Annotated in this window: 22 protein-coding genes and 1 pseudogene; 12 read left to right on the plus strand and 11 right to left on the minus strand. The window is 64.4% G+C overall.

Translation table 11 applies throughout. The annotated features are described in order from the left end of the window. The 7 genes from VNC39_RS10715 to ptsP all read left to right on the plus strand — a co-directional run. A partial coding sequence (locus tag VNC39_RS10715) for a ribonuclease HII (RefSeq protein ID WP_325399005.1) occupies positions 1 to 524 on the plus strand: 524 nt, incomplete at its 5' end. 114 nt (positions 525 to 638) lie between these two features. Continuing rightward, entirely contained in the window at positions 639 to 1667 is a 1029-nt protein-coding gene (locus tag VNC39_RS10720; protein WP_325399047.1) for a site-specific DNA-methyltransferase, read from the plus strand. A gap of 202 nt (positions 1668 to 1869) precedes the next feature. Then, complete coding sequence (locus VNC39_RS10725; protein WP_325399007.1) at positions 1870 to 2304, plus strand: HPr kinase/phosphorylase; 435 nt, start codon at positions 1870 to 1872, stop codon at positions 2302 to 2304. Further along, positions 2301 to 3191, plus strand: coding sequence for an RNase adapter RapZ (gene rapZ / locus VNC39_RS10730; RefSeq protein ID WP_325399009.1), 891 nt, complete (start codon positions 2301 to 2303; stop codon positions 3189 to 3191). Before VNC39_RS10725 ends, rapZ begins: the two co-directional genes overlap by 4 nt. A gap of 10 nt (positions 3192 to 3201) precedes the next feature. Further along, positions 3202 to 3621 carry a PTS sugar transporter subunit IIA gene (locus VNC39_RS10735; protein WP_325399011.1) on the plus strand — a complete coding sequence of 140 codons (420 nt, stop codon included), beginning with the start codon at positions 3202 to 3204 and terminating at the stop codon, positions 3619 to 3621. Between the two features lie 3 nt (positions 3622 to 3624). Next, the gene (locus VNC39_RS10740) at positions 3625 to 3909 is read left to right on the plus strand and encodes an HPr family phosphocarrier protein (protein ID WP_325399013.1); all 285 of its coding nucleotides are present in this window, start codon (positions 3625 to 3627) and stop codon (positions 3907 to 3909) included. 133 nt (positions 3910 to 4042) lie between these two features. After that, positions 4043 to 5800 carry a phosphoenolpyruvate--protein phosphotransferase gene (gene ptsP, locus VNC39_RS10745; RefSeq protein WP_325399015.1) on the plus strand — a complete coding sequence of 586 codons (1758 nt, stop codon included), beginning with the start codon at positions 4043 to 4045 and terminating at the stop codon, positions 5798 to 5800. Positions 5801 to 5964: 164 nt separating this feature from the next. Here ptsP and VNC39_RS10750 read toward each other — a convergent pair whose 3' ends face one another. After that, a complete protein-coding gene (locus VNC39_RS10750) occupies positions 5965 to 6945 on the minus strand; it encodes an adenosine kinase (protein WP_325399017.1) in 981 nt (326 codons plus the stop codon). A 279-nt stretch (positions 6946 to 7224) separates the two neighbouring features. On the opposite strand from VNC39_RS10750, the gene VNC39_RS10755 reads away from it, so the two are divergent. After that, entirely contained in the window at positions 7225 to 7728 is a 504-nt protein-coding gene (locus VNC39_RS10755) for a bactofilin family protein (protein ID WP_325399019.1), read from the plus strand. Between the two features lie 101 nt (positions 7729 to 7829). On the opposite strand, the gene VNC39_RS10760 is transcribed toward VNC39_RS10755, so the two are convergent. Beyond that, positions 7830 to 9332 (minus strand): glycoside hydrolase, encoded by a 1503-nt coding sequence (locus VNC39_RS10760; RefSeq protein WP_325399021.1) that lies wholly within the window; start codon positions 9330 to 9332, stop codon positions 7830 to 7832. A gap of 200 nt (positions 9333 to 9532) precedes the next feature. Here VNC39_RS10760 and VNC39_RS10765 point away from each other — a divergent pair, with 200 nt between their 5' ends. Next, entirely contained in the window at positions 9533 to 9946 is a 414-nt protein-coding gene (locus tag VNC39_RS10765) for a CoA-binding protein (protein WP_325399023.1), read from the plus strand. 119 nt (positions 9947 to 10065) lie between these two features. Here the strand turns inward: VNC39_RS10765 and VNC39_RS10770 are convergent, their stop codons facing one another. Further along, positions 10066 to 10458 (minus strand): hypothetical protein, encoded by a 393-nt coding sequence (locus VNC39_RS10770; RefSeq protein ID WP_325399025.1) that lies wholly within the window; start codon positions 10456 to 10458, stop codon positions 10066 to 10068. A gap of 283 nt (positions 10459 to 10741) precedes the next feature. Here VNC39_RS10770 and VNC39_RS10775 point away from each other — a divergent pair. Continuing rightward, positions 10742 to 10887, plus strand: a pseudogene (locus VNC39_RS10775) (IS1595 family transposase); the annotation flags it as partial. Between the two features lie 65 nt (positions 10888 to 10952). On the opposite strand, the gene VNC39_RS10780 reads toward VNC39_RS10775, so the two are convergent. The 3 genes from VNC39_RS10780 to rph all read right to left on the minus strand — a co-directional run bounded on the left by VNC39_RS10780 (position 10953) and on the right by rph (position 12825). Next, positions 10953 to 11318 carry a YidB family protein gene (locus tag VNC39_RS10780; protein WP_325399027.1) on the minus strand — a complete coding sequence of 122 codons (366 nt, stop codon included), beginning with the start codon at positions 11316 to 11318 and terminating at the stop codon, positions 10953 to 10955. Positions 11319 to 11368: 50 nt separating this feature from the next. Further along, a complete protein-coding gene (locus tag VNC39_RS10785; RefSeq protein WP_325399029.1) occupies positions 11369 to 11860 on the minus strand; it encodes a hypothetical protein in 492 nt (163 codons plus the stop codon). A gap of 245 nt (positions 11861 to 12105) precedes the next feature. Further along, entirely contained in the window at positions 12106 to 12825 is a 720-nt protein-coding gene (gene rph, locus VNC39_RS10790) for a ribonuclease PH (RefSeq protein WP_325399031.1), read from the minus strand. Positions 12826 to 12878: 53 nt separating this feature from the next. On the opposite strand from rph, the gene hrcA reads away from it, so the two are divergent. After that, a complete protein-coding gene (hrcA, locus tag VNC39_RS10795; protein WP_325399033.1) occupies positions 12879 to 13955 on the plus strand; it encodes a heat-inducible transcriptional repressor HrcA in 1077 nt (358 codons plus the stop codon). A 160-nt stretch (positions 13956 to 14115) separates the two neighbouring features. Here the strand turns inward: hrcA and VNC39_RS10800 are convergent, their stop codons facing one another. The 5 genes from VNC39_RS10800 to VNC39_RS10820 all read right to left on the minus strand — a co-directional run bounded on the left by VNC39_RS10800 (position 14116) and on the right by VNC39_RS10820 (position 19993). Beyond that, positions 14116 to 15693 (minus strand): 2-isopropylmalate synthase, encoded by a 1578-nt coding sequence (locus VNC39_RS10800; protein ID WP_325399035.1) that lies wholly within the window; start codon positions 15691 to 15693, stop codon positions 14116 to 14118. Between the two features lie 335 nt (positions 15694 to 16028). After that, positions 16029 to 16772 carry a methylenetetrahydrofolate reductase gene (locus VNC39_RS10805; RefSeq protein WP_325399037.1) on the minus strand — a complete coding sequence of 248 codons (744 nt, stop codon included), beginning with the start codon at positions 16770 to 16772 and terminating at the stop codon, positions 16029 to 16031. Between the two features lie 50 nt (positions 16773 to 16822). Then, entirely contained in the window at positions 16823 to 17275 is a 453-nt protein-coding gene (locus VNC39_RS10810) for an NUDIX hydrolase (RefSeq protein WP_325399039.1), read from the minus strand. Between the two features lie 145 nt (positions 17276 to 17420). Next, positions 17421 to 18401 carry a hypothetical protein gene (locus VNC39_RS10815; protein ID WP_325399041.1) on the minus strand — a complete coding sequence of 327 codons (981 nt, stop codon included), beginning with the start codon at positions 18399 to 18401 and terminating at the stop codon, positions 17421 to 17423. A gap of 14 nt (positions 18402 to 18415) precedes the next feature. Beyond that, a complete protein-coding gene (locus VNC39_RS10820; RefSeq protein ID WP_325399043.1) occupies positions 18416 to 19993 on the minus strand; it encodes a lysine--tRNA ligase in 1578 nt (525 codons plus the stop codon). Positions 19994 to 20243: 250 nt separating this feature from the next. Here VNC39_RS10820 and VNC39_RS10825 point away from each other — a divergent pair. Further along, positions 20244 to 20828, plus strand: a 585-nt coding sequence (locus tag VNC39_RS10825; protein ID WP_325399045.1) for a CoA transferase, incomplete at its 3' end; no start/stop codon positions are given.

Genomic DNA, 20828 nt, shown 5'->3' on the forward strand with positions numbered 1-20828 from the left:
CCCGCCTGCCGCGGGGCCTCGCCGCGCGGATCGACGATTCCAAGAAACTCTCCGCCCCGGCCCGCGCCGCCGCCTTGGCCGCGCTGCAGGAGTCCGGCGCCTTTATCGCCTTCGGCGCGGCCTCGGTGCCGGAGATCGCCCGGCTCAACATCCTGCACGCCTCGCTGCTGGCGATGCGCCGGGCCATCGCCGCGCTGCCGGTCGCCCCCGACCATGTGCTGGTCGACGGCAACCGCGTGCCCGGCATCGCCCTGCCCTGCACCGCTCTGGTCGGCGGTGACGGGCTCAGCCTCTCGATCGCCGCCGCCTCGATCGCCGCCAAGGAGCTGCGCGACGCGCTGATGCGCCGGCTCCATGCCCGCTACCCGCTCTATGGCTGGGCGCAGAATGCCGGCTATGCCGTCGCCCAGCACCGCGACGCGCTCCGCCGGCACGGCCCGACCTGCCATCACCGCGCCGGGTTCGGCGCCCTGCTGCAGGCGCCCGACCCGACGGCGGAAAGCCTCGTTGCGGAGTTGACGTGACTACGGCGGCCCCGCCAGTTAGGCGGGGAATACCAAATTTGAGGGTTTGCCTTGCCCGTGGAAGTCCTGCGCGAACTGCCGCTTGACCAGATCCTGCTCGGCGATGCCGGCAACATGCTCCGCATGTTGCCGGACGCGTCGGTGAACTGCGTCTTCGCAGACCCGCCTTATAACCTGCAATTGCGCGGGGAGCTGCGGCGTCCCGATGACAGCCTGGTCGACGGCGTCGACGAGGACTGGGACCGGTTCGCCGATTTCGCCACCTACGACGCCTTCACCCGCGAGTGGCTCGGCGAATGCCGCCGCATCCTGCGCAAGGACGGCACGCTCTGGGTGATCGGCAGCTACCACAATATTTTCCGCATCGGCGCGATTTTGCAGGATCTCGGCTTCTGGATCCTCAATGACGTGATCTGGCGCAAAACCAACCCGATGCCCAATTTCCGCGGCCGGCGCTTCACCAACGCGCATGAGACGATGATCTGGGCCGCGAAGTCCAAAGAGTCGCGTTACAAATTCAACTACCAGGCCATGAAGGCGCTCAACGACGATCTGCAGATGCGCAGCGACTGGACCATGCCGCTCTGCACCGGCGCCGAACGGTTGCGCAACGTGCATGGGCTGAAACTGCACCCGACCCAGAAGCCCGAAGCGCTGCTGCACCGGGTGATCCTGTCTTCCACCAGCCCGGGGGACATCATCGTCGACCCGTTCCTCGGCACCGGCACCACCGCGGCGGTCGCCAAACGCCTGCACCGGCATTTCATCGGCATCGAGCGGCACCCGGCCTATGTCGAGGCGGCCTGGGGCCGGCTGAAAGCCGAAACGCGCGCGCCCTCGAGCGCGGTGATCGCCCCGCCGACCGGGCGCGAGGCGCCGCGCATCGCCTTCGGCAGCTTCGTCGAACGCGGCATCCTGCGCCCCGGCACGCAGCTGATGGACAAGCAACGCCGCTTCGCCGCCGAGATCACCGCGGAAGGCTCGCTGATTTCCGGCGCCCATCGCGGCTCCATCCATCAGGTGGGCGCGGCGGTGATGAACGCCCCGTCCTGCAATGGCTGGACCTTCTGGCATTTCGAACGCGACGGCGCGCTGCTGCCGCTGGACGTGTTGCGCAAGGAAGACGGCGCGCCGGCTGGTTAGTAAGTGAAGGAGAAGGCTACTTTTTGTGAACAAAAAGTAGCAAAAAAACTTTGTTAATTTGCGCCCGTGCGGTTTCACCGCCTCAAGCCAGCGTAAAACAAAAGTTTTTGCGCCGCTTTTTTCAAAAAGCGGCCACTTTCTTTAACACGCGCCGCGCCGGTTTCCTCTTTCATCCCCGCCAAAAACTTGCCACATTCCCGCCATGCGTTTGCACGCTTCCTGCGCCGCCCGGCCTGGTCCGGATGGTTATGACGCGGTTTTGCTCACCGGCCCGCCCGGTGCTGGCAAATCCGACCTGCTGCTCCGGCTGCTCGATTACGGATTCCAGCTCGTCGCCGACGACCAGGTGATCGTCGAGGACCACCTGGCCCGCGCGCCCGCCGCTTTGGCCGGCCTGCTGGAGGTGCGCGGGCTCGGAATTTTCCGCCTGCCGTTCCTGGCGGCGGCCACGCCGCGCCTCGTGGTCCGGCTGGGGGTGTCCACCCTGCGCCTGCCGCTGCCCGAACAAGACCCCGCGCTCGGCCTCCCTTGCGTCACCATCGACCCGCTGCACCCGTCCGCGCCGGCGCGCGTGGCCCTGGCCCTGGAGGCGGCCTGCGGGCGCGTCGCCCAGGCGGCGGGGGCGTTCGCGCCATGAGAGAGAAGCGCGCCGTTGTGCTGGTCACCGGCCTGTCCGGCGCGGGCAAGATCTCGATTTTGCGCGCGTTGGAGGATCTCGGCTTCGAGACCATGGACAACCCGCCGCTCGACACGCTCGAGGACCTCGCGCTGCAGGCCAAGGGCAATCTCGCGGTCGGCGTGGATTCGCGGTCGCGCGGGTTCGCCGCCGACACGGTGCTGCTCAAGCTGCAGCGCCTGCGGGAAAACCCTTGCCTGACCCCAACCCTGGTCTTCGCCGCCGCTTCGGACGAAGTGCTGCTGCGCCGCTATTCGGAAACCCGCCGCCGCCACCCGCTGGCGCAAGCCGGCACGGTGGCCGAGGGCATAAGGCTGGAGCGGGAACTGACCTTGCCGCTGGCGCACGGCGCCGACCTGCTGATCGACACGTCGCATCTGCCCCTGCCGCGGCTGCGCGCCATCGTCGACCAGAATTTCGGCGCCGACGCGCCCGGGCTATCGGTGGCGCTGATCTCCTTCGCCTACCCCGCCGGCCTCCCGCGGGAAGCAGACCTGGTCTTCGATGCACGCTTCCTGCGTAACCCGTATTACGATCCCGCCCTGCGCCCGCTGAACGGCCGGGACCCCGAAATCGGCAACTTTATCGAAAATGACCCTGATTTTGCGGCATATTTCTCCAAAATCGCCGAACTTGTAAAATTTTTATTGCCGCGCTTCGTGCAGGAAGGAAAAAAATATGCAACAATCTGTATCGGATGTACCGGCGGGCAACACAGATCTGTGTATATGATTGAGAAATTAAGTGCCTATCTAGGCGCAGCGGGATGGCGGGTTGGCGTTACCCACCGCGAAGCCGGAAGTTTCGACTCCGCTCGAACCAGGCTGATGATGGACGCCAAGGAATGATTTTTTCACCATGATCGGTATGGTTATTGTAACCCACGGCACGCTGGCCAATGCGCTACGCGAGGCCATGGAGCATGTCGTCGGCAAACAAAAAGACGTGGCCACGGTGTGCGTCGAATCGGACGCGGAATTCGAAAGCCAGCGTGCCGAAATCGCCAGCCGCATCTCCGAGGTCGATTCCGGCGATGGCGTGATTCTGCTGACCGACATGTTCGGCGGCACCCCCAGCAATCTGGCGATGTCCATGGCGTGCCAGCCGGGCATCGAGATCATCGGCGGCGTAAACCTGCCGATGCTGGTGAAGCTGGCGAAAATCCGCGGCACCCAGGCTTTGCCCGAGGCAGTGCAGTGCGCCGAGGCCGCCGGACGGAAATATATCTGCTCCGCACACGAGACCCAGCTTGTTTTGCCGCAGCGCGCCGCGGAATAAATCATGAGCGATACCGGTTCGGTGGCCATGGAGATCGGCATCGTCAACCGGCGCGGTCTGCACGCCCGCGCCGCCGCCAAGCTTGTTACCCTGGCCGAGCGCTTCAGCGCCACGGTCGAGGTCGCCAAGGATGGCCAGTCGGTTTCCGCCCGCTCCATCATGGGGCTGATGATGCTCGGTGCCGGCCCCGGCAGCACGGTGCTGCTCACCGCCGACGGATTCGACGCCAAAGAGGCCCTGGACGCCATCGCCGCGCTGATCGAAGCCGGCTTTCACGAGACCGACTAGGGTCCTGATCCACGCGCTTGGGCGTGTCGCTGCAACGCTCATGAATGGCCGGAACTTGATTGATTCATAACAATCATATTCTCACGCTTGTAATCAAATCGCGCTGTGATTTGATTAGTTTATGCAATCACGCGTGCAACACCCTTTAGAGACGCGCTTTCACGGCCAAGCGGTTGGCACCGGGATCGCCATCGGCCCGGTCTATGAGGCCACCGAGCCTGAACTCGCCGTCACGCACAGCCGCATCGCCGTGGCCGACGTGCCCGCCGAGACCGCCCGGCTGGAAGAGGCGCTCGCCCGTTCCCGCCACCAGCTCGGCAAATTGAAGGCCCGGCTGAGCGGCCTGCCGGAACATAGCCAGGCGGAACTGGAACCGCTGATCGATGCCTATCTGCACATGCTTGGGCATTCCCGCCTGATCAGCGGCATCAAGCGACGCATCAAGGAGGGCCTCGCCAATGCCGAGGCGGCAGTGTCCGACGAGACCGACGCCCAGGCCGGGGCGATCCTGGCGCTCACCGGATCGGATCATGCCGGCCGCCAGCGCCGCGCCGAAGAGGTGCGCGAGATCGCCCGCCGCATCCTGCGCAACCTCGCGCACCAGCCGTTCCGCAATTTCCGCGATCTCGCCCCGGGCAGCATCCTGGTCGCGCAGGAATTGCACCCCTCCGACGCCGCGCTGATCCGGCCCAACCAGGTCGCCGGCATCATCACCGCCGAGGGCGGCGCGGACAGCCATACCGCCGTGATGCTGCGCGCGCTGGGCGTGCCCACCGTGCTCGGCGCCCCCGGCGTGCTGGAGGCGGCCGCGCCCGGCACCCCGGCCATCATCGATGGCGATACCGGCGAGATCATTCTCAACCCCAGCCCGGCGAGCCTCGAAGCGGCGCGCAGCAAGATCGCGGAGACCACCCGCACCCGCCGCCAGCTGGCCCGGCTGCAACATTTGCCGGCGGAAACCCGCGACCATGTGACCATCGAACTGCAGGCCAATCTGGAGCTGCCCTTCGAGCTGCCGCTGATCGCGCAATCGGGCGCGCACGGCATCGGCCTGCTGCGCAGCGAGTTCATGTTCATGAATCGCGAGCGCCTGCCGGACGAAGACACGCAAACCCGGCTCTATACCGAAATCATCGCCGCCATGGAGGGCGAGCCGGTCACCATCCGCCTGCTGGACTGGGGCTCGGACAAGGATATCGAGGCGCTCAACACCTATCTGCCGCAACCGCCGGAGCCCAACCCGGCGCTCGGCCGGCGCGGCATCCGCCTGCTGCTGCACCATCCAGCGCTGCTGGAGACCCAGCTCGCCGCGATCCTGCGCGCCGGCGCCGCCGGGCCGGTGCGCATCATGCTGCCGATGGTCTCGCTCTGCGCCGAATTGCGGGAGGTGCGCGCCGCGCTCGACCGCGTCTGGCACCGCCTGAAACGCCGGGGCATCGCCATGGCAGCGCAAAAGCCGCCGCTCGGCATCATGATCGAAACCCCCGCCGCCGCTTTGTCCGCCCCCCAACTCGCGGCCGAGGCGGCGTTCTTCAGCATCGGCACCAACGATCTTACCATGTACGCTTTGGCCAGCGACCGCTGCCTGCCCGCCGCGGGCAAACTCTACGACCCGCTGGAGCCGGCCGTGCTGCGCCTGCTGCACATGACCGCGCAAGCCGCCCGCGACGCCCATATTCCCGTGTCGCTCTGCGGCGAACTGGCGGCGCGCGAAAAAATCACGCCTTTGCTGCTCGGCCTCGGCGTGCGCCAACTCTCCATGCACGGCGCCGCCGTGCCGCGCGTCAAAAAAGCCATCCGCGCGCTGAACTTCGCCGAATGCACCGCCATCGCCGCAGCCGCGCTGGCCGCGCCGGACGCGGCCGCGGTGCGGGCGATTTTAGGAATGTAGGAAGGAAGAAAGCAGGCGCTTTTTGAAAAAAGCGCCGCAAAAACTTTTGTTTATGCCGGGCCATGGGCGTTGTCGCTGACATTGCCCATGCCCCAGCATAATAAAGTTTTTTTGCTACTTTTTGTTCACAAAAAGTAGCGCTTCCTTCCCTTCCTTTGTCTTCCTTAACCGAGCAGCGTGCGCAGTTCGGCGGCCGGCGGGCGGGCGCCCATCTGGCTGATCGCCATGGCCGCAGCCTTGGCGCCGAGCGTGCCGGCGGTATGCAGGCTCTCGCCTCTTGTGTAGGCGGCCAGGAAGCCGGCGGCGTAAGCGTCGCCCGCGCCGGTCGTGTCGATCACCTGGGCCGGCGCGGCGGCCACCTCAACTTGGGTGCCGTTATGCAAAATCACGCTGCCCGCCTCGCTGCGCGTCAGCACCGCGAGCGGGATCTCCCGCGCGGCATCCTGCGCCGCCTCGGCGAAATCGTTGCGCTGATAGAGGCTGCAGATTTCCGCTTCGTTGGCGAACAGAATGTCCACGCCCTGGGAGATCAGCCGGCGGAAGCTGCCGCGGTGCCGGTCCACGCAGAACGCGTCGGAGAGCGAGAGCGCGGTTTTGTTGCCCACCGCGCGCGCCATGCGCGCCGCCTCCGCGAACGCCGCCTGCGCGGCCGGCGGGTCGAACAGATAGCCTTCCAGATAGGTTACGGCGGAGGCCATGATGATCGTCTCGTCGAGATCGTCCATCCCGAACTCGCCGCCCGCACCGAGATAGGTGTTCATGGTGCGCTGGCCGTCCGGGGTGACGAGGATCAGGCAGCGCGCCGTTGGAATCGCCGCCTCCAAAGGCGGCGTGGCGTAATGCACGCCATGGCCGGAAATTTCACGGCGGAAGGCCTCGCCCATTTCATCTTTCGCCACCTTGCCGAGAAACGCCACGCGCGCGCCGAGTGCGGCCGCCACCGCGCAGCTATTGGCCACCGAACCGCCGGATGCGGTGATTCCGCCCTGCATCGCCGCGGTCAGTTTCATGGCGCGGTCGGCGTCGATCAGCGACATCGCGCCCTTTGGCATATCGTGCCGATTTAAAAATTCGTCATTCGTCGGCAGTAAAAAATCGACGATGGCGTTGCCAATCCCGGCGATATCAAAGCGTGTGACGGCCAAGCGGGTCATCCTTTCGTAAGAATTGCCCGCCGCCGATAGCATTCCGCGCCCGCGCTCACCATAGGCGCAGGCTGCGACAGGTGTTGTCCCGCCACGGCGCCGCATGCTAGCTCCCCTCGACGACGCTAGAACCCGGGAGATCGCGTGTTCAACAGACGTAAGCCTGACGTACCGAGTCCGGCGGCCGCCGCTCCGACGCCGCGCGACAAAGTGTTTACCAGGCCGCCCGCCAGCAGCGAGGCGGCCCCCGTGCAATCATCAGCTGTTAAGGAAACCGCCATGGCCCGCTCCCCCTTCGCGCCCCCGCTTCCGGCCACGCCGGCAACCCCGGCCACGCAAGCCGCCTCCGCCTCACCGCTGCGCGCCAATCTCGGCGCCGGCAGCAGCCCGGCCGCGGAAGGCGCCCGCCGCACTTTGGTGGTCGGCCGCGGCATCAGCGTGCAGGGCACCGTGCAGGACGCCGAACGCCTGGTCGTCGAAGGCACCGTCGAGGCGAACATGATCAACGGCCTCGCCGAGCTTTCGATCACCCATGGCGGCATGTTCAAGGGCGAGGTCGAGGTCGAAGAAGCGGAAGTCGCCGGCACCATCGACGGCACGTTGGTCGCCCGCCAGTCGCTGATCGTGCGCGCCTCCGGCCGCGTGCTCGGCACCGCCCGCTGCCGCCGCCTGCAGGTGGAAGATGGCGGCCAGATCACCGGCCGCATCGAAATGCTAAACGAGGCGGGCAGCCCCTCGCCGTTCACCCCGGTCAGCGCGCCGGCCGCGAAGATCGAAGAGTAAGAAAGAAAGTGGCCGCTTTTTGAAAAAAGCGGCGCAAAAACTTCTGTTATGCCGGGCCTGAGGCGTTGCAACCGCACGGGCCCAGTTAACAAAGTTTTTTGCTACTTTTTGTTCACAAAAAGTAGCGCTTCCTTTCTTCCCATCAGAACCGGCGCCGCCAGCAGCAGCGCCGCCAGGTTCCACGTTACGAAATCCAGATTTTTCGCGCCCTCGATCCCCACATCGGCGATCGCCAGCAGCGCCAAAGCGCAAGCGGCGCCCATTTCCACCCAGCCCGATGCCCGGGGAAGGTCTTTGGTCCAGAGCCGAAACAAGGCGGCGATCGCGGGAATGATGAAGGCCGGCAGCGGCGCGTCGCGGTAGCGCCCGTCGAACACCAGCAGCGCCTGGGAAAGCGCCGCACCTGCGAGGAAGGCGAACCACAGCGATTCATAGCTGAAGAGATGCCGCGCCTTGGGCTGCGGCTGTGCCCCGGACAACATAGCATCGGCGCGGCGGATCACCATGAACGCGAACACCGCCTGAAGGGGCAGATTGACCGCCGCCGCCAGGCGCGCCCCGTCATCATACAGCACCGGCAGCGTGCCGATGCAGGCGATGGCAAAGCCATTGCCGAGCATGAAAGCGGGCACGGCCAGCCTTGGATTGCGAAAGCCGACGGCGCCGAACAGCAGGCTGCCCATCAGCGCGCCGAGCGCGGCGTACCAGCGCCAGTCCGGATGCTCCACCACCGGCCCCTGCAGGGGGAATTTCAGCGCCCGCTGCGCGGTCCACAAGCCCCAACTGGCGCCGGCCACGCCCGTATCCTGGTAGGCCCCATTCCGATCGAACGCCTCGGTCAGGTTGTAATCGACCTTGTCTTGATGCGCGAAGGTGACGAAATTGCGCCAGAACACCGCCTCGTTCACCCGGCTCGGCGCGGCTGCCTTGCGCCAGCGGCCGCGGCTCGGCCAGCCCGCCGCGCCGACGGAAATCTCCTTGTCCGGGAAACGTTGCCTGAACGAAGCGATGGTCGCGCGGATCCCGGCAAGGGACGCATCGACATCCAAAGGCCGCCCCTCCCGGTAAGGCACAAAATCAACCGTCACCACATCCACATGCGCCGCGACCTGCGGGAATTTTCGCCAGATAGCGGGGCTGTCGGCATAGGAAACCGGCTGTTTCACCCGCGCCCGCATTTCATCGATGTCGGCGATCAACTCGTTCACCGGCAGATCGCCGCGGCGCAGCACCTCGCTGCCGACGACGACACGGGTGACGGTGCCGGGATACGCGTTGGCGGCGGCGATGCCGGCGGCGATTTCCTTGGCGTTGTCTTGCGGATCAGCGCCGAGCCGGATGCCAAGCCATAGTTTCAGCCCCGCCTGTTTGGCTAGCGCGGCGATGTTGCCTTCGCGCGCCGAAGCGGTGCGGATGCCATCCGCTTGCGTGGCGATCAGCCGCAGATCCGCTTCCACCTGCCGGGCCCGACCCGGCGCGTACGACAAAGACTGGAATTTGCCGGCCGGCATCGTCACATCACCAGCCTGAGGTTCGTTCGGTCCCGCCCAGAGGAAAAAAGTGAGGGCCGAGAGCAAGGCGCAGGCCAGCAATCCGCGTTTCATGCGTCCGGCTTAGAGCAACGTGCTTGCGGAAGGAAGAAAGCAGCCGCTTTTTGAAAAAAGCGGCACCAAAAACTTCTGTTATGCTGGGCCTGAGGCTGTGTCCGCGCCAACGCCCATGGCTCGGCATAAATAAAGTTTTTTTGCTTCTTTTTGTTCACAAAAAGAAGCGCTTGCTTATTACTTGCCTGAAAGGAACAACCATGACCGACGCCGAAATCCGCGACCTGCTGCTGCGCACGCGGCGCATCGCCCTTGTGGGCGCCTCTAACAAACCTGCGCGTCTCTCTTACCACGTGATGGATTTCCTGCTGCGCCAGGGGTTCGACGTGACTCCGGTGAATCCCGGCCTCGCCGGCCAGGAGATTCTCGGCCAACGGGTGGTCGCCAGCCTTGATGAGGCCGCGCCGCTCGACATGGTCGATCTGTTCCGCAATTCGGCCTTGGTGGAAGAGCCGGTGCGCGACGCCATCCGCCTCGGCGCGAAATCGGTGTGGATGCAGCTCGGCGTGATCAACGAGGACGCAGCCCGGCAGGCGCGCGAGGCCGGGCTGAACGTGGTGATGGACCGCTGCCCGGCGATCGAAATCCCCAGGCTCGGTATCATGAACGGATAGGGCCCAAAGAGCGGAGATTTCAACGCGGCAGGACAAACCGATGCCGGCGCGCCTATATGCAACGGCGTATCCAGCACACCTCCGAGGCGTGCTGGTGTTACCCGTTCAAAACCGAAATCTTAACCGAAAATTCCGGTTGAGTTTGTCACCGGTGAATTGTTCCAGCTATAGCTTTTCAGCTTCTTGTTGCTGTCAAACTCTAAAGTTAGTTCTTTTTTGAAACCGTGGTTTCCGGCAACCAGTAAACCAGCGAGTGGGATGAAATTCTGCGGGTCGCTTTCTAAATGTGTGTAGTTATAGGTCCACACAGCATCTCCATTAGCCAGAAACTCTGTTGTGGAAGGGTCGCCATATTTAGCACGAACTTGGTCTTCGGTTGTGCTGCCAATCTGGACGAATGATGAAACAGTCGCTTGATTCTGGTCGGCTAACACACCGTTTCCCGATGAACTGCACCCAGTTACAGCAAGCAACCCAAAAAACACAATCCATTTCGGCGCAGCTTTTATCAAAGCCGAATCCTCCCTTAGTATTACTAACTAACAAACGTTAGCATACAAAATAGTCACCGCAAGTCCATAATATTTTCCCGCGAGGCTCGCAAAGTCACCATGACAATCGCTGGCACGGCCGGCTGCTTTTCCCAAACAGCCGGCCATCCGCCCCCGTGAACTGGCATGTCTTGTGTGGCCGAAAAAAACTGGCCCGCCCCCAACCAAGCAACGCCCTCGCCAGAGGCCCAAAAAGCAAAAGTTTGGGGCTGTCCCAGATCCTGAGCGGATCTAGGATGGCGAAATGGACCTAAAGTGTTGTCGTTTAAAACAGCAGGATCGTCTGGCTGAATTTTTTGTGGCTGACGTGACGGCGCGAACGGCGGCGGATTTGCTGGGTGTGAACCGCAAAACGGCCGCCTATTTTATCACCGGCTGCGACAAATCATTGCTCAAGAGGTGGACCGAGGCTCTCCCCTCGCGGGGCAAATAGGGACAGTGTGAAATGCCGCTATCTATTGGGCCTTTGGTTGCAGCGTTCCGTCCGGACTCGCTTTATCAACGGCGGACGGAAGATATTGCGCCAAAAGTTTGAGCCCGGCGTCCACGGGCAGGCCAAAATGTTCCGCTATCGCCTGGACATGCTCGTTCCCAAGCGCGGCGCGGATTTGCTCCGGCGTGATCGGCAAGTTAGGGCCGTTACCGAGCCACGATTGAACCTGGTCTGTAAGGCCGCCCTCTTGCAGCTTGGACACCAGGCCCTGCAGGTCGCCTAAGCTCGTCTTCGCCAGTGCCTCGGAAATGAGCGTCGGCCCAGCACCTGCCTCAGCCTGGCCGAGGGCATTTTTCAGCGCGCTGCTGATGTTGTCGAACAGTCCCATATCTGCCTCCATCAAGCTTGGATAACGGGGCGCATAGAGCTATCGCATCCTCAGGGTTGCTTTTCGTTTTTGGCCGCATGGAAACCCGCTCCCGAGGTGTCCCTTTCGCACATATAGGCCCCCTTTTTCGTCTGGCCGTAGCTCTTGTATCCGGGGAAATGGTAGACGTGGGTGCTGAGATTGACCCACACCACAGTGTCTGTCGGGCAGCGGGCCTTTGCTTGTGCTTCGGTTGAGAATTGGTTGGCCCCGGTGGGGGCTGTCGTTGCTGCTGGAGCCGGCCTCGCCGCCGTTGCGGGCGTTCTCGGAGCTGTCGTCGTGGCGGGAGCCGGCGCGGCCGTGGACTGGGTGCCGGCGGTGCCGGCACGGCATTGGGCAACATAGGCTTTCTCCGTGATGCCCTTCGCTTGATATTCAGTCTGATTCGCGCGCCACTCGCCTTGGCACGCTTTGACAGTTTTCTGTTGGGCCAGCGCCTGAGACGACAACGCGGCGAGGGCGATCAAAGCGGCGCAGATCGTGGTAAAGAACCGGTTTCCCATTTCTTACCCCTTTGATTTGCAATTGGCCGATAGCGGTTTTGATTGAACACCGACATTGCCCCGTCAGGTTACGGCAACGCGCATTTTTCAATTATAGAAGCGGCCCGGCCGGCCGCATTGATCCAGATCAATTGGAATGTTCCGCCGGCCCTCATGGGCCTCGTTCAGCCCCCTTTTGGGATCGCCGGGAACCCAAAGGAACAAAAGTTTTTGCGCCGCTTTTGCTCGAAAAAGCGGCTGCTTTCTTACTTCATTTCCAACGCCGCAAGCTGTGCGGCGAACAATTCCGCCGTGCCCGCCCGCGCCAGGCCGAGCAGCGCCGCAAATGCCGCGTCGTCGAACGTGGCCTTCTCGGCGGTGGCCTGGATTTCGACGATGCCGCCATGGTTGGTGAGGATGAAATTGGCGTCCGCATCGGCGGCGGAATCCTCGGCGTAATCGAGATCGAGCACCGGCACGCCTTTGAAGATGCCGCAGGAGACGGCAGCGACCTGGGCGGTCAACGGGTCGGCCTTCAGCACATTGGCGGCGCGCAATTTGCGGAAGGCCAGCGCCAGCGCCACATAGGCCCCGGTGATCGAGGCGCAGCGCGTGCCGCCATCGGCGTTCAGCACATCGCAATCGAGCGTGACGGTGATCTCGCCCATCAGCTTGCGGTCCACCACGGCGCGCAGGCTGCGGCCGATCAAACGCTGGATCTCCTGCGTGCGGCCCGACTGCTTGCCGCGCGCGGCCTCGCGCTCGCCGCGGCTGTGCGTGGCGCGCGGCAGCATGCCGTATTCCGCCGTCACCCAGCCCTCGCCCTGGCCGCGCATGAAGCCGGGCACCTTGCCTTCGACGCTCGCCGTGCACAGCACCTCCGTGCCGCCCATGCGGATCAGCGCCGAGCCCTCGGCGTGGTGGGAAAACCCGGTCTCGATGCGCACGTTGCGCAGCGCATCAAAATTCCTGCCTGAAGGGCGCATCACCCGCTCCTGTCCGTGTTTCATCCGGCGTGCTATTACGCGACACTGTACCCATGGACCATAGGAGCAATTTGAGCCCGAAACAGCCACCCCGGCTTCCGCCCGGGCTGGACGTGCGTTCCGCCGCGGTGCTGCGGGAAATCGTCGAGCAATATGTGGAGACCGGCGAGCCGGTGGGCAGCCGCACCCTCTCCCGGCTGCTGCCGCAACGCCTGTCGCCGGCGACGATCCGCAGCGTGATGGCCGACCTCACCGATGCCGGGCTGCTCTTCTCGCCGCACATCTCGGCGGGACGGCTGCCGACCGACCGCGGTCTGCGGCTGTTCGTCGACGGGTTGCTGCAATTCGGCGAATTGTCGGAGGACGAGCGCAACACCATCAACCAGGCGCTCGCGCAGTCCGGCCGCTCGCTGCAGGACACGCTGGCCCAGGCCTCCGCCATGCTCTCCGGCCTCTCCGCCGCCGCCGGCCTGGTGCTGGCCCCGAAAAGCGAGGGGCCGGTCAAGCATATCGAATTCGTGCCGCTCTCACCGGGCCGGGCGCTGGTGATTCTCGTCTCCGCCGACGGCCAGGTGGAAAACCGCATCATCGAGACGCCGCCCGGGCTGCCGCCCTCGGCCCTGCAGCAGGCGAGCAATTTCCTCAACGCCCGGCTCTCCGGCCGCACGCTCGACGAGCTGCACCGCGCGGTCGCCGCCGACCTCGCCGCCGACCGCTCGGCGCTGGACGCGCTGACCGGCAGCGTGGTCGAGGCCGGGCTCGCCACCTGGTCCGGCGAGGGTCGGGCCGGCTCGCTGATCCTGCGCGGCCAGGCCCGGCTGCTCGCGGACGTGGACCAGCTTGAAAAACTCGGCGCCATCCAGGCTTTGTTCGAACGGCTGGAAACCGAGGAGACGATGCTGCGCCTGCTCGACCTCGCCGAAACCTCCGACGGCGTGCGGATTTTCATCGGCGCGGAATCGGGCCTGTTCGGCGCCGCCGGCGTGTCCATGGTGGTGGCCCCGGCGCGCAACGCCCAAGACCGCATCGTCGGCGCCATCGGCGTGATCGGCCCCACGCGCATCAATTACGGGCGCATCATTCCGGTGGTGGATTATACCGCAAGGGTGATCGGGCGGTTGCTGGGGTGAGGAAAAAAGTAAGTAAGTAGCCGCTTTTTAAAAAAAGCGGCGCAAAAATTTTTACTATGCTGGGCCATGGGCTGTGTCGGTGACAACGCCCATGCCCCAGAGTAAATAAAGTTTTTTTGCTACTTTTTGTTCACAAAAAGTAGCCCTTCCTTGCCTTACCTTAAGCTGAAAGCGCCGCCGGCTCAGTACGGGCGCGCTTGGTGATCAGCTTGTTCAGCGCGTGGATATAGGCACGCACGGCGGCGACGATGGTGTCGGTATCCGCGCCCTGGCCGTCGACCATCTTGCCCTCTTCCTCCAGCCGCACGGTGCAGCGGGCCTGGGCGTCGGTGCCTTCGGTCACGGCGCCGATGGAGAACAGGCGCAGCGCCGCCTCATGCGGGAAGACCGCGTGAATGGCGTTGAAGGCCGCGTCCACCGGACCGTCGCCGTGCGCTTCCGCGCTCTGCTTCACGCCGTCCACGTCCAGTTCCAGCAAAGCGCGCGGCTTGGTCTTGGAGCCGGCCCAGACTTCCAGGTCGAGGAACTTGATGCGCTGGTGGTCGCGCATCACCTCGTCATCGACCAACGCGACGATGTCGTCGTCGTAAACGACCTTCTTGCGGTCGGCGAGATCCTTGAAACGCTGGAAGGCGACCTGCAGCGCGTTGTCACCCAGATCGCCATAGCCCAGCGCGTTCAGCTTGTCGCGGAAGGCGGCGCGGCCGGAATGTTTGCCCATCACCAGCGAGGTCTTCTGCCAGCCCACGCTTTCCGGCGTCATGATCTCGTAGGTCGCGGCGTTCTTCAGAATGCCGTCCTGATGGATGCCGGATTCATGGGCGAAGGCGTTGCGGCCGACGATCGCCTTGTTCGGCTGCACGTCGAAACCGGTGATGGTCGCGAGCAGTTTGCTGGTGCGCAGGATGCGGGTGGTTTCGATGTTATGCGCGTAGGGGGCGGCATCCGGGCGGGTGCGGATGGCCATCACCACCTCTTCCAGCGCGGCGTTGCCGGCGCGCTCGCCGATGCCGTTGATGGTGCACTCGATCTGCCGTGCGCCGGCGCGCACCGCGGCGAGCGTGTTGGCCACCGCCAGGCCCAGATCGTTATGGCAATGGGTGGAGAGAATCACGCGGTCCGCGCCCGGCACGCGGGTGCGGACCATGGCGAAAATCCGCTCCATGTCTTCCGGCACGGCGTAGCCCACGGTGTCGGGAATGTTAATCGTCGTGGCGCCGGCCTTGATCGCGGCTTCCACGCAGCGGCACAGGAAATCCGCCTCGGTGCGGGTGCCGTCCTCGGCGGACCATTCCACGTCGTCGGTATGCTGCCGCGCCAGGGTGACCGAGGCGGTCACCGCCGCCAGAACCGCCTCCGGCTCCATGCGCAGCTTGTATTTCATGTGCAGGGGGCTGGTGGAAATGAAAGTGTGGATGCGCCGGCGCTCGGCCGCCTTCACCGCCTCGGCGGCGCGCAGGATGTCGGCCGGGGCGGAGCGGGCCAGGCCGGCGATGACCGGGCCCTTCACCGTCTCGGCGATGCGCTTCACGCTTTCGAAATCGCCCAGCGAGGCGATGGGGAAGCCCGCCTCCATGACGTCCACGCCAAGCTCGGCCAGCGTTTCCGCCATGCGCAGCTTCTCGTCGATGTTCATCGAGAAGCCCGGGGACTGCTCCCCGTCGCGCAGCGTGGTGTCAAAAATGATGACGCGTCGTTCGTCGATGGCGCCGAAATTCGGGTGATTGATCGTGGTCATGAATAGGGTCCGATCTGCTTAAAAATGCCTTGGGAAGGTTTTTGGGGCATTCCCCTGAACGATGCCGGCAGCGCGAAACCGCGCGGACTTACGCCCAGGGGCGAATAAGTCGAAGAAGCAGACCGGAAAGGGTGGCAATGACCATGGTCCGGAAATAGGACAATCGCGCCGGCGCTGCAAGTTTTTTGATGTCAGGAAGAAAGCAGCCGCTTTTTGAAAAAAGCGGCGCAAAAACTTTTGTTGACGCTGGGCCTGAGACGCTCGAGCGGCATGGGCCCAGTTTAACAAAGTTTTTTTGCTACTTTTTGTTCACAAAAAGTAGCGCTTTCTTGCTTTTACCCTTCCAACAGCCCCTTCAAATACCCGGCCAGATCGACGCGGATCGGCATCAGATATGCGTTGCCGCCGCGGGTCCGGATCAGCCTGAGCGCGGCGCGGGCGAAATTTCTGTTCCACGCCATGTCCGGCGCGAAATCCGGGGGGAAGACGACGCGGTTGGTGGTCTCCCAATAGGCTTTCGCGCGCGCGCCCAGCACGGGGGCGATGCCCCAATACATATTCTGGCCCTCCAGCATGTCCATGCAGATCTCCAGCAGACGCAGGTCGAAGAGCGGCTGCGTGAAGAACCCGTCGGCGCCGGCCTCGAGCTTGCGCATCACGCCGGTCAGCTCGTCGCGCAGGCCCAGCCGGTACGGGTCGAACGCCGCGTAGACGCGCAGCTCCGGATGGTGGCGTTTGAAGCGGCGGATGATGTCCTCGCTGGTGTTCGGCCAGGTGCGCTGGCCGAGGTCGCGCGGCGGGTCGCCCCGCACCACCAGCACCTCGCGCACTCCCGCCGCTTCGAGCGCATCGGCCATCGGCAACACATCGCCGGGCGGAATGTCGATGGCGCGGATATGCGGGATCCCGGCCGGCAGCAACCTGCGCGTCACCGCACAGGCCTCCCAGCTGCGCAGCGCAAAGCGCGTCAGGTCGGGAATGTTGAAGGCGTCGACGGAAGGGAGCGCTTCGAGCACGAGGCTGGCATCGGCCTCTAATTCAGGTGTGCCACGCGGCACGAGTTCAACGGAAAGACGCATGCCGCATTATCGCGAAGTTTCGTCGAAACCCAAAGCGCGGCGGCGCCCCGTCAGATGACCTCGCCCAGGCGCAGCAGCAGCACCGACAGCCCCGGCTCGTGCACCAGCCCTGCCGCGGTCGCCACGTCCATCCATTCCAGGCGCCGGAACTTGCGCTCCGGCCATTTCTTCATCTGCACGGCGACTTCGAAACCGTACACTTCCACGGTCGCCGGCTGCACCGCGCCGGAGCGCAGGCGCTTGCCATAAGTGTAGAAGCCGAGCGGAAAATCGCCCATCACCCCGACCAGCCCCGCTTCCTCGTAGGCTTCGGTCGCGGCGGCCATGGCCGCGGTCTGGTCCTTCTCGACATGGCCTTTGGGGATGACCCACCGGCCGGTGTCACGCGAGGTGATCAGCAGCACGCGCAGCCCCTCCGGCATGCGCCGGTACGGAATCGCACCAGCCTGGCGCACAATTTGCGCCTCCCGGTTCAGCTCCGACAGTGCTGCCAAATGGTTCATGGTGTTGTCTAGATAAATTGTTTTGCCCCGGTGGCCAAGACCATTTTTGCAGGGTAGAGTTTCCCGCCTAGCTTATCGCGCATCAGCCATCCCTAACGCCGAACTTACACAGTGCAAGAGGCCCGTTCAAAGCAAATTTTCGCCCTCACCGGCCGCCTTCCCGCCCGTGGGCGCCGCTGACGCTCACCCAGACTTCATGCCCGCCATAACACAAGGTCGCCACGGCGGCGGGACCGAGAAAATACAGCAGGCGGAACAGCAAAATCGCGCCCAGTACCGTCGGGGCCGGCAGATAAAAGCCGAGGCCGAGCAGTAGCAGAGAGTCGAACACGCCGATGCCGCCGGGCAGGCCGCTGAACAGCCCCCCGGTGAACGCCGCGAGATAAATGCCGAGCGTGCGCGGATAGGTCAGGTCAGGTGTGGCGGGTAGCACGGCGAAGAGAATGGCGCAGGCGATGGAGATATCGGTGCAGGCCAGCACCACCTGCAAACAGGCCAGGCGATGGCCCGGCAAGGTGACGCTGCGCCCCAAGATCATCAGCACGCCCCGCCTCTGCGCCGCCAACACATAGAGCAGCAGGCACGCGACCAAGGCGGCGCCGAGCGCGCGCAGCAGCCAGGGCGGCACGGCATGAGCGAACAGAGGTATGTCCGTCGGCTGCAGCAGCAGGATCACGCCGAACAAGGTGCCGAGGCCGACGGAAAAGGTGCTGCCCGACAACGCGATGATGCGGGCGATGGCAGCCGGCGGCACCCTCCATTGCGCATAAAGCCGGACACGGATTGCCGCTGCCGAAATCGCCGGCGCCCCCAGCACGTGGCTGAGCGCATAGGCACAGAACGAGGCTAGAGCGACCCGGCGCGGCGTCAGGCCGGGAGCGCTCACCAGCCGCCGTGCGAACAAGATGCCGGGAACGTCATACACCATCATCAAAGCGAGCGACGCGCCCAGCAGTAGCAGCGCATGCATGAACTCACGCCAGGAGATCGCGCCCAGCGCGTCGAACACATCCTGCGGGCGCACATGCTTCAAGACGCCATGCAGCCCGGAGATAATGCCGGCCAGCACCAGTAACCCCAGTACCGGCGGCAGTATTCTCAATGACTTACGAATGGCGGGCCTCATCGCGCCGCCATCCGTCAGGCCGCCTCCTGGGCCCGCGCCAACGCCTGCTCAATCAGCGCGATGGTGCGCTCGACCCCGAAGAGCGCGATGAAGCCGCCGAACCGCGGTCCCTCCACTTGCCCAAGCAGCACCTGGTACAGGCAATCGAACCAGGCTTTCAGCGGCGTGAATTCGTGCTCCTTGCCGACGGCATAGACGAGATTCTGCAAGCGCTCGGCCAGCGTCTCTCCCGGATAATCGGCGCCCTGACGCAGCCGGTCGGCAAGGTCCTGCAACGCCAGACGCTCCTTCTGCGTGGCGGCGCGGAAGCGCTTCTTCGGCGCGACGAAATCGCGGTTATAGCTCACCGCCCGCTCCACCAGCGTGGCCAGGAACGGATAGGCTTCCGGTCCAACCCCGGGCATGTAGGCGCGGATGAATCCCCACAGCATTTCGGGCGAATCCGCGTTGATCACCGAGGCAAGGTTCAACAGCATGCCGTAGCCGATCGGCGAGCCCGCATTGGCCGGCGGCTGGCCGCCATGAATATGCCAGGCCGGATTGCCGTGCGGGTCATCGCTGCCGTGCAGGGCGGCAACATTGGCGATATAGTCGTCAGCCGCGCGCGGGATAACGTCGAAGAACAGCCGCTTGGCGCGTTGCGGCGCATGATACATGAACTGCGCCAAGCTCTCCGGCGGCGCATAGGCCAGCCACTCCTCAACCGAGAGCCCGTTGCCCTTGGACTTGGAAATCTTCTGGCCCTGCTCGTCGAGAAACAGCTCATAGGTCAGCGTCACCGGCGGCTCGGCCCCCAGCGCGCGGACGATGGCGGAAGAGAGCTTCACGGACTCGATCAGATCCTTGCCGGACATCTCGTAATCGACGTCGAGCGCATACCAGCGCATCGCCCAGTCCGCCTTCCATTGCAATTTCGCCGCGCCGCCGGTCACCGCCGTTTCGAAGTGCACGCCCGTTTCAGGGTCCCGCCAAACGACGGTGCCATTGGCGACATCCACCTGCTCGATGGGCACCTGCATGACGATGCCGGTACGCGGATGGATCGGCAGAATCGGCGAATAGGTGGCGCGGCGTTCCGGCCCCAGCGTCGGGCGGATGATCTCCACGATCTCGTCATGCCGGGCCAGCACGTGCAGCAGCGCGTTGTCGAATTTCCCCGACTGGTAATAGTCGCTCGAAGAGGCAAATTCGTAGTCGAACCCAAAGGAATCCAGGAACGCCCGGAGCCGCGCGTTGTTGTGCGCGCCGAAACTCGGATGCGTGCCGAACGGGTCCGGCACTTTGGTGAGGGGGCGACCGAGAAATTCCTTCAGCATCTCCTTGTTCGGCACATTGTCGGGCACCTTGCGCAGCCCATCCATGTCATCGGAAAAGGCGACCAGGCGCGAGGGCAGGCCGGTGAGCGCGGTGAACGCGTTGCGCACCCAGCTGGTGCGGGCCACCTCGCCGAACGTGCCGATATGCGGCAGGCCGGACGGGCCATACCCGGTCTCGAACAAGGCGCTGGTCTTGCCTTTCTGGTTCAGGCGCTCGGCAATGCGTTCGGCTTCACGGAAAGGCCAGCTCAGCTGATTTTGGATAGGTTCGCTCATAGCGGTCAGGTCTAAAGCCGGCGAGACCGTCTCGCAACTCTGCGAAGAGAAAGAGAAAAGAAAGCGCTACTTTTTGTGAACAAAAAGCAGCAAAAAAACTTTATTATGCTGGGCCTGAGGCTGTGTCGGCGACAACGCCCATGACCCAGTATAGCAAAAATTTTTGCGCCGCTTTTTTTAAAAAGCGGCCGCTTTCTTCCTTCTTAGCTGCCTTTGGCGAAATCGTCCCCGGCTTCTATAACGGCGCAGAATGTCTGTTCTGCCGGAATTTTCCGCCCTGATCGCCGGTCATGGCCGCGCTGTGCTGCTGACCGAGGACGGGGAGTTTCTCTCCCCCACCAAGGCCAACGCCGCCGCTTTGCTCGGCGGCCGCATGCCCCTGGTGGTGCACGGCCCGGCCACGCTCAAGCGCCTGGGCAACCCGGACGTGGCGGTGCTGGACCTGCTGGAGCTGTTCGCCTTCGTGTGCCCGGCGCAGAGCGTGGCTCCCACCCCGGCCGGGCTGGCGCGGGCCTTGGACATGACGCTGCCCACCAGCCAGGAAACCGCCGCCATGGCGCTGAAGGACATGGCCGAGGCGCTGCTGGCGCGGCTGGCCGAGGTCGGCATCCCGGCGGGGCAGGTCCGCACCCTCGAGCAGGTCTACGACTGGGAGCAGACCCGCTCGCAGGGCCTGGTCGTGCCGGTCGAGCATCCGGTGCTCGGCACCATCGAGCTGCCCGGCCCGGCCATCCGCCTCGACGACAACGCCTACGGCGGCGGGCGCGAGACGCACCTGCCGCCCCCGGGGCTCGACGAACACGGCGCCGCCATCCGGGCCTGGCTCGACGAGCCC

It is taken from the genome of Acidocella sp., assembly GCF_035535915.1.
Classification (GTDB): domain Bacteria; phylum Pseudomonadota; class Alphaproteobacteria; order Acetobacterales; family Acetobacteraceae; genus Acidocella.